The 6,752-nt window shown below is 37.8% G+C and carries 7 protein-coding genes and 1 tRNA gene; 7 read left to right on the top strand and 1 reads right to left on the bottom strand.

Going from position 1 to position 6,752, the window contains the following annotated elements:
• The 7 genes from AC1DDX_RS20180 to AC1DDX_RS20150 form a co-directional block, all read left to right on the top strand.
• Positions 1–517, top strand: a 517-nt coding sequence (locus AC1DDX_RS20180; protein WP_477622479.1) for a hypothetical protein, incomplete at its 5' end; no start/stop codon positions are given.
• A 9-nt stretch (positions 518–526) separates the two neighbouring features.
• Positions 527–2,026: a GH3 auxin-responsive promoter family protein gene (locus AC1DDX_RS20175; protein WP_172660682.1), complete on the top strand. Its 1,500-nt coding sequence runs from the start codon at positions 527–529 to the stop codon at positions 2,024–2,026.
• Complete coding sequence (locus tag AC1DDX_RS20170) at positions 2,023–3,174, top strand: 1-deoxy-D-xylulose-5-phosphate reductoisomerase (RefSeq protein ID WP_172660681.1); 1,152 nt, start codon at positions 2,023–2,025, stop codon at positions 3,172–3,174. Before AC1DDX_RS20175 ends, AC1DDX_RS20170 begins: the two co-directional genes overlap by 4 nt.
• Before the next feature lie 39 nt (positions 3,175–3,213).
• Positions 3,214–4,539, top strand: coding sequence for an RIP metalloprotease RseP (rseP, locus tag AC1DDX_RS20165; RefSeq protein WP_172660680.1), 1,326 nt, complete (start codon positions 3,214–3,216; stop codon positions 4,537–4,539).
• A 6-nt stretch (positions 4,540–4,545) separates the two neighbouring features.
• On the top strand, positions 4,546–5,079 hold the full coding sequence (locus tag AC1DDX_RS20160) for an iron-sulfur cluster co-chaperone HscB C-terminal domain-containing protein (protein WP_172660679.1): 534 nt from the start codon (positions 4,546–4,548) through the stop codon (positions 5,077–5,079).
• 85 nt (positions 5,080–5,164) lie between these two features.
• Positions 5,165–5,464, top strand: coding sequence for a DUF3817 domain-containing protein (locus AC1DDX_RS20155; RefSeq protein ID WP_048904329.1), 300 nt, complete (start codon positions 5,165–5,167; stop codon positions 5,462–5,464).
• Between the two features lie 45 nt (positions 5,465–5,509).
• Positions 5,510–5,589: transfer RNA gene (locus AC1DDX_RS20150), tRNA-Leu, on the top strand.
• Between the two features lie 969 nt (positions 5,590–6,558).
• Here the strand turns inward: AC1DDX_RS20150 and AC1DDX_RS20145 are convergent.
• A partial coding sequence (locus AC1DDX_RS20145) for a hypothetical protein (RefSeq protein WP_477622478.1) occupies positions 6,559–6,752 on the bottom strand: 194 nt, incomplete at its 5' end.

The raw sequence follows: 6,752 nt of genomic DNA, 5'->3' as shown, positions 1-6,752 counted from the left end.
TGTAAGCATTGTAAGTACAATTCCTACCAGAAAACAGATTATCAGATTCCTGGTGGCAACGCTTTACTTTATGCTTTGTATTGTAGGTGTGTATTCGATAGTAGTGTTAATCGCTTTCCCTTTTATATACACAGGGATAAAAATGGAAGTTATAACCAATGTGGCTATTTCTGTTGGGGTAATTGCAATATTCATTACATGGATCCGTATTTCTTTCTTCCCGTTTTTTATAATCGATAAAGATTTACCTCCATTTCTATCTATAAAGCTTAGCTTAGCCACTACAAAAGGCAACTTTACAAAGATTTTTCTGCTTTTGTTAGTGCTATTAAGTTTTCACCTGCTTTATTTGTTTTTTAGTTACATACACTGGCCGGTGTTCTCATTCTTTATAAATATTTTGAGCTCCTTTATTATTGTTCCGCTATCAAGTGTAGCTTTAACTATTGCTTATCGTAAAATGATGAGTGAATACAAGGGAGATGCTGAGCCTGATATTATACATAACATAGTTTAAACAGAACTTATGGGATTAAAAGCGGCATTAAGCAAACCGTTTGCGGCCTTTATTGTAAAAGGCATCAATAAATGGAAAAAAAATGCAGTGGGAGCACAGAAGGGAACTTTAAGCCAACTCATTGATTCTGCAAAAAGTACGGCTTTTGGTAAGGATCATGGTTTTGCCTCTGTAAAAACATATGAGGATTTTAAAAAGGCGGTTCCTGTTAGGGATTACGAAGAGTTACGACCTTATATTGAAAGGGTAGTGGCAGGTGAACCTGATGTAATGTGGAAAGGAAAACCCCTTTATTTTGCAAAAACCTCTGGTACCACATCGGGCGTTAAATACATTCCACTTTCTAAAGAATCGGTGCCCGAGCATGTTAAAGCTGCCCGGAATGCCTTGCTTACCTACATTCACGAAACCGGTAACACCGCTTTTGTTAATGGTAAGATGATCTTTTTGCAGGGAAGCCCTGTGCTGAGTAAAAAAAATGGAATTAACGTAGGTAGGTTATCAGGTATAGTAGCCCATCTTGTTCCAGGTTATTTACAGAGAAATCGTCTGCCTTCTTATGCCACAAATTGTATTGAAGATTGGGAGCAAAAGGTTGATGCAATAGTAGAAGAAACCATTAATGAAGATATGACCCTGATTTCGGGCATACCGCCATGGGTACAAATGTATTTTGACAGGCTTGCACAGAAATCCGGAGGCAAAAAGATTAAAGATATTTTTAAAAACTTTAGCCTGTTTGTATACGGCGGGGTTAATTACGAACCTTATAGGGCTAAAATTGAGGAAAGCATAGGCAAGAAAATCGATACAATTGAAACTTATCCTGCCTCCGAAGGATTTATTGCTTATCAGGATAGTCAGCAGGATAAAAGTCTGTTACTGCTGGCAAATGCAGGTATATTTTATGAATTTATTCCTGCAGACGAGTATTATAATGATAACCCTTTGAGAGTTAGTCTGGAAGATGTGGAGCTGGAAAAGAATTATGCTTTGATACTCAATACAAATGCCGGGTTATGGGGTTATAGCATCGGAGATACAATTAAGTTTGTATCTAAAAACCCGTATAAAATATTGGTGACAGGACGTATTAAGCATTTTATTTCAGCTTTTGGAGAACATGTAATTGGCGAAGAGGTAGAACATGCTTTACTTACCGTAGCTAACCTGGAAGGTGTGGGTATCACAGAATTTACTGTAGCTCCTCAGGTGGAAACGAAACACGGCGAATTGCCTTACCACGAGTGGTTTGTGGAGTTTTTTAATCCTCCTAAGAATCTTGAGGCTTTCAGTAAAAAAGTAGATGAAGCACTACAAAAGAAGAATATTTACTATTTTGACCTCATTGAGGGGAAAATACTGCAACCACTGATCATTCGTTCTTTACAGAAAGATGCCTTTGTGAACTTTATGCGTAGCCAGGGTAAGCTTGGCGGACAGAATAAGGTTCCAAGATTATCGAACGACAGAAAGATTGCTGATAATTTAAGTAGTTTTATAAATTGAAAAACATATCCATTTTAGGCGCAACCGGTTCAATAGGAACACAGGCCTTAGAAGTTATTGAGGCAAATCCGGAGTTGTATAAGGTTACAGCGCTTACAGCACAATCAAACGCTGATCTATTGATTGCCCAGGCATTAAAGTTTAAACCTTTAATGGTTGTTATTGGCGACGAGCGTCAATATAAATCCGTAAAAGCAGCTTTATCAGCTACAGGTATCAAGGTTTTAGCAGGTGAAGCAGCGTTGTGTGAAGCAGCTAGTTTAGCAGAGACAGATTTAGTACTTACTGCAATAGTAGGTTCTGTTGGTTTAAAACCAACTATTGCTGCTATTGAAGCTAAAAAAGATATTGGCCTGGCTAATAAAGAAACGCTGGTAGTTGCCGGTGATTTGATAACTAGTTTAGCAAAGCAACATGGGGTAAAAATTATACCTGTAGATTCTGAGCATTCTGCAATTTTCCAGTGCCTGGTAGGTGAGGCAGTTGATACAATTGAAAAAATCTATTTAACTGCATCGGGTGGGCCATTTAGAGGGAAGGAACGTGCTTTTTTAGCTAATGTTACCAAAGCCGAGGCGCTTAAACACCCCAACTGGGTAATGGGTGCTAAGATCACCATTGATTCGGCATCTTTAATGAATAAAGGCCTAGAAGTTATTGAAGCGAGATGGCTGTTTGATTTGAATGTAGATCAGATTGATGTGATTGTACATCCTCAATCTATCGTACATTCGCTGGTGCAGTTTAATGACGGCTCTATGAAGGCTCAGATGGGTCTTCCTGATATGAAATTGCCAATTCATTATGCTTTTGCATATCCAGGAAGAATAAGCAGCAATTTTAAACGTTTCAACTTTATGGATTATCCGGAGCTGACGTTCTCAAAGGCTGACAGAGGTACTTTTAGAAATCTTGACCTCGCATTTGAGGCTTTACGCAGAGCAGGAAATATGCCTTGCATCATCAATGCTGCCAATGAAGTGGTAGTAAATGCCTTTTTACAAAATCAGATTGGTTTCCTGGAAATGAGCGATATAATAGAACAATGTATGTCTGATATCAGCTTTATAGCGACACCAACTCTTAATAATTATTTAGAAACCGACCAGCATACACGTATATTTGCGGGCGAGCTGGTAACAAAATAAGTTTTTTACAGTCAAATTTAGAAACATTTAAAATCATATATGAGCGGATTGATTATGGCGGCCCAGTTACTTCTGGGATTATCGATATTAGTTATTTTACACGAATTAGGACATTTTCTTGCGGCACGGGCTTTTGGAATTAAGGTAGAGAAGTTTTACCTGTTTTTTGATGCCTGGGGTGTTAAGTTGTTTAGTTTTAAGAAAGGGGATTGTGAGTACGGCATCGGTTGGTTACCATTAGGCGGCTATGTTAAAATAGCAGGTATGATAGATGAATCTATGGATACCGAACAAATGAATCAGCCGGCGCAGCCTTGGGAATTTAGGTCTAAACCAGCCTGGCAACGTTTAATAGTGATGCTTGGCGGTGTTATTGTCAACATAGTTGTTGGTATCCTGATTTTCTGGATGCTTACATTTAAATACGGCGAAACATTTATTCCTAACAGTTCTGCACAGAATGGTATTAATCCCGGAAGTATCGGTAAAGAAATCGGGCTTCAAAAGGGAGATAAGGTAATTGCTGTTAATGGAAACAAGGTGATTCGCTTTGATGAATTGATCAGTTCAAAGGTTTTGCTCGGAAACACAAATTTAACGGTTATCCGTGGAGACAGAACCCTGGATATCAAAGTGCCTGAGAATATCTTAAATAAGGTTTCTGATTTAGGAATTGAAGCGTTTATTAGCAGGGCACCCTTGTTAACTTCTACAGTAGATAGCGTGTTTGGCAACGCACTCAAAGCAGGATTAAAAAAAGGTGATAGAATTGTTGCTGTAAATAATACACCTGTTCGATTTAATGCAGATGTTAGAGATGAGCTTCAGAAGCACAAGAAAAAACCAGTGTCTTTTATAATTAATCGTGGTACTGAAAAGTTAACTTATACTATTCCTGTGGACAGTGCCGGAACTATTGGTATCGGATTTAACATAGATGAGATAAAACAACAAACAATTAATTATAGTCTGTTTGCTGCTCTTCCAATAGGAGCAAATCAGGCATGGAAAACTTTTAGTGATAATGCTAAAGGAATCTGGAAAGTAGTTACAGGTAAAATCCAGGCAAACAAAGCATTTTCGGGCCCTGTAGAAATCGCGCGTAAAGTTTATGGCGGAGAGTGGATCTGGATGAGATTTTGGGCTTCTACAGGCTTTATTTCTATTGCTTTGGCATTTATGAACCTGTTACCAATACCTGCTTTGGATGGGGGACATGTTGTATTCCTGATTGTAGAGATGATCAAAGGAAAGCCTCTTGGCGATAAGTTTATGGAGCGTGCCCAGATAGTTGGTTTTGTCCTGCTGTTGTCGTTGATGGTTTTTGTGCTCGGCAACGACATATTTAAGGCTGTAATGCATTAAGCCCTTATGACAGACTATTTTGCATTTTATGGCTTACCATTAAGCTTTAATCCTGATGTGGCCCTCGTAAAGCAAAAGTTTTATGAGTTTAGTAAGAAGTATCATCCTGATTTTTATATTAATGAAAGCGATGAGAAACAGGCTGAGGTATTGGAATTGAGTACGGTAAATAATAAAGCATATCAGGTTCTAAGTGATCCGCAGAAGCGATTACATTATGTTCTGGAATTGAAAGGCTTATTAAAGGAAGGTGAGAACTATGTTCTGCCCCAAAGTTTTTTAATGGAGATGATGGATATTAATGAGGCATTAATGGATTTGCAATTTGATCCCGACCCTGTGAAGCTGGCAAGTCTAAAGGAAGATGTTAATGGAGTAGAGAAGGGGTTGTCGGATGAAATTTTATCACTTACAACTTCTTTTGAAGGTCAGACTTCAGCGGAGCAGGATAAAACACTTATTGCAATAAAGGACTTGTATTATCGTACTAAGTATTTGTTAAGACTTAGAGAAAGTATTGCTAAAGCTGCCAATATATAAGGCTGGCTGTTAAATCATTGTAAAAAAGTAAAATGCTACTTTTTTACAATGATTGTTTGGATACCTTTGCCGCAAATCCATATATATGAACACATTATCCATTTTTAGAAAAGTTGCCGTTGCTGAGGGAATTTCTTACATCTTGCTGGTATTTATTGCTATGCCCCTAAAGTACTGGGCTGATATGCCTTTGGCTGTGAAATACACAGGTTGGGCTCATGGCCTTTTATTTGTGCTGTACATTGTTTTTTTAATTATGGCATGGCAAGAGTATAAATGGAGCTTTAAAAAGGTGGTACTCATAGGGTTTGCATCATTAGTGCCATTTGCCCCTTTTTGGGTAGATAAAAAACTTAAAGAAGATAATTTAAATAAGTCTTGGTAATTAGTTATTCAATTGATACATTTGCATCCCGCTGAATAAGCAAATGCCCAGCTGGCGGAATTGGTAGACGCGCTGGTCTCAAACACCTGTGGGAAACCGTGCCGGTTCGACTCCGGCGCTGGGTACTAACCGGGCTCAAGCCCAAAACCTTAAAGGGTTGCTCATTAAAAAGCAACCCTTTTTGCTTGACTTTCAGTATGTTATCATTAAACGTTGGGTCAATAAAAGCGGTTCTAAACATACCATCACCCCATACCAGATTATCTTTGAACACCCCCCTCATCAGGGTATGCTTCTGTGTAATGTTGCCTTTTTGATAAATCTCATAGAGGTTAGTTAAATTCGGTAAAGTCCGGTCAATAAGCTCATCCTCGTTTCGGAATTTTGACGGTTGATTTCCACTTAAAGAATATTCTAGCATTGCCTTTATATACGGTCCTGTACCGAAACTTCTATTTAAATTATCCACTATCAAGATAGGCCTCTTGCGAAGTGGCATTTTTTTAGCTTCATTTTTTTGAAATTCCATTAACAATGTTATTACATATACGGGTTAAATAATGTAACTCCTTAACGTAATAACGTGAGATTTCACATCACTCATCGAGTTGTTATTTATCAACAAACTTTCATTATTTCTAATCAACATCTTACCCCTTTAAAATCCAATTACCCGATATTTGTCAATTTTTGATTTCTTCCGGCTAAATCTTAATTGTGGATTCCAATTGCTCTTCTTTCGAAAATCAAACTCTTAAATTCGGTCAATCCATTAAAATGTAGTTCGAAATCAGTGCGCTCACGGGACCTGTGAGCCCTTTAAGATATCTTAAAGGGCTTTTTTGTTTTTAGGCGATTTTCAAATCGTCGAATAAAGGCTTATTTTCGATTTTCAGTGAGGTAAGAGAACACAGCTAGGTTTGCCAATTGCAGATCCTTATTGATTTGGTCAGATAAGTCAACGGTCATAGGTATTAAACATAATCCTTGTTCGAGATTAACTTAAATGGCTTTTTTATGATGCGTTGTAAGTGGTATGGCATCACTTTGTCGGCAAATAAAAGCTTGTAAATTATAAACCATAATTAATATGTTTACAGATTCGGATCACAGGTGCTAATAGCATACTTATCGTGTGTCTTTACATCATTAAGTTTAGTGATATTTCCCTTAAAAAGGTCTATCAAAAATACTTTATGAAAGCCTGGGTTAACACTTTCAAAAACCAACTTATTACCCTTTGCTTTAACCGTTCCTCTAGCGTCTATTAAGGTCGATTTAACAGCGA

It is taken from the genome of Pedobacter sp. 10L46_2, assembly GCF_056395165.1.
Note: the sequence above shows the minus strand (reverse complement) of the source record. Positions and strands in the feature narration are given on the sequence as shown.

Bases quoted from the DNA above. Each gene is read 5' to 3' on its own strand.
- AC1DDX_RS20175 (WP_172660682.1), top strand. From the start codon at position 527: ATGGGATTAAAAGCGGCATTAAGCAAACCGTTTGCGGCCTTTATTGTA.
- rseP (WP_172660680.1), top strand. From the start codon at position 3,214: ATGAGCGGATTGATTATGGCGGCCCAGTTACTTCTGGGATTATCGATA.
- AC1DDX_RS20160 (WP_172660679.1), top strand. From the start codon at position 4,546: ATGACAGACTATTTTGCATTTTATGGCTTACCATTAAGCTTTAATCCT.
- AC1DDX_RS20155 (WP_048904329.1), top strand. From the start codon at position 5,165: ATGAACACATTATCCATTTTTAGAAAAGTTGCCGTTGCTGAGGGAATT.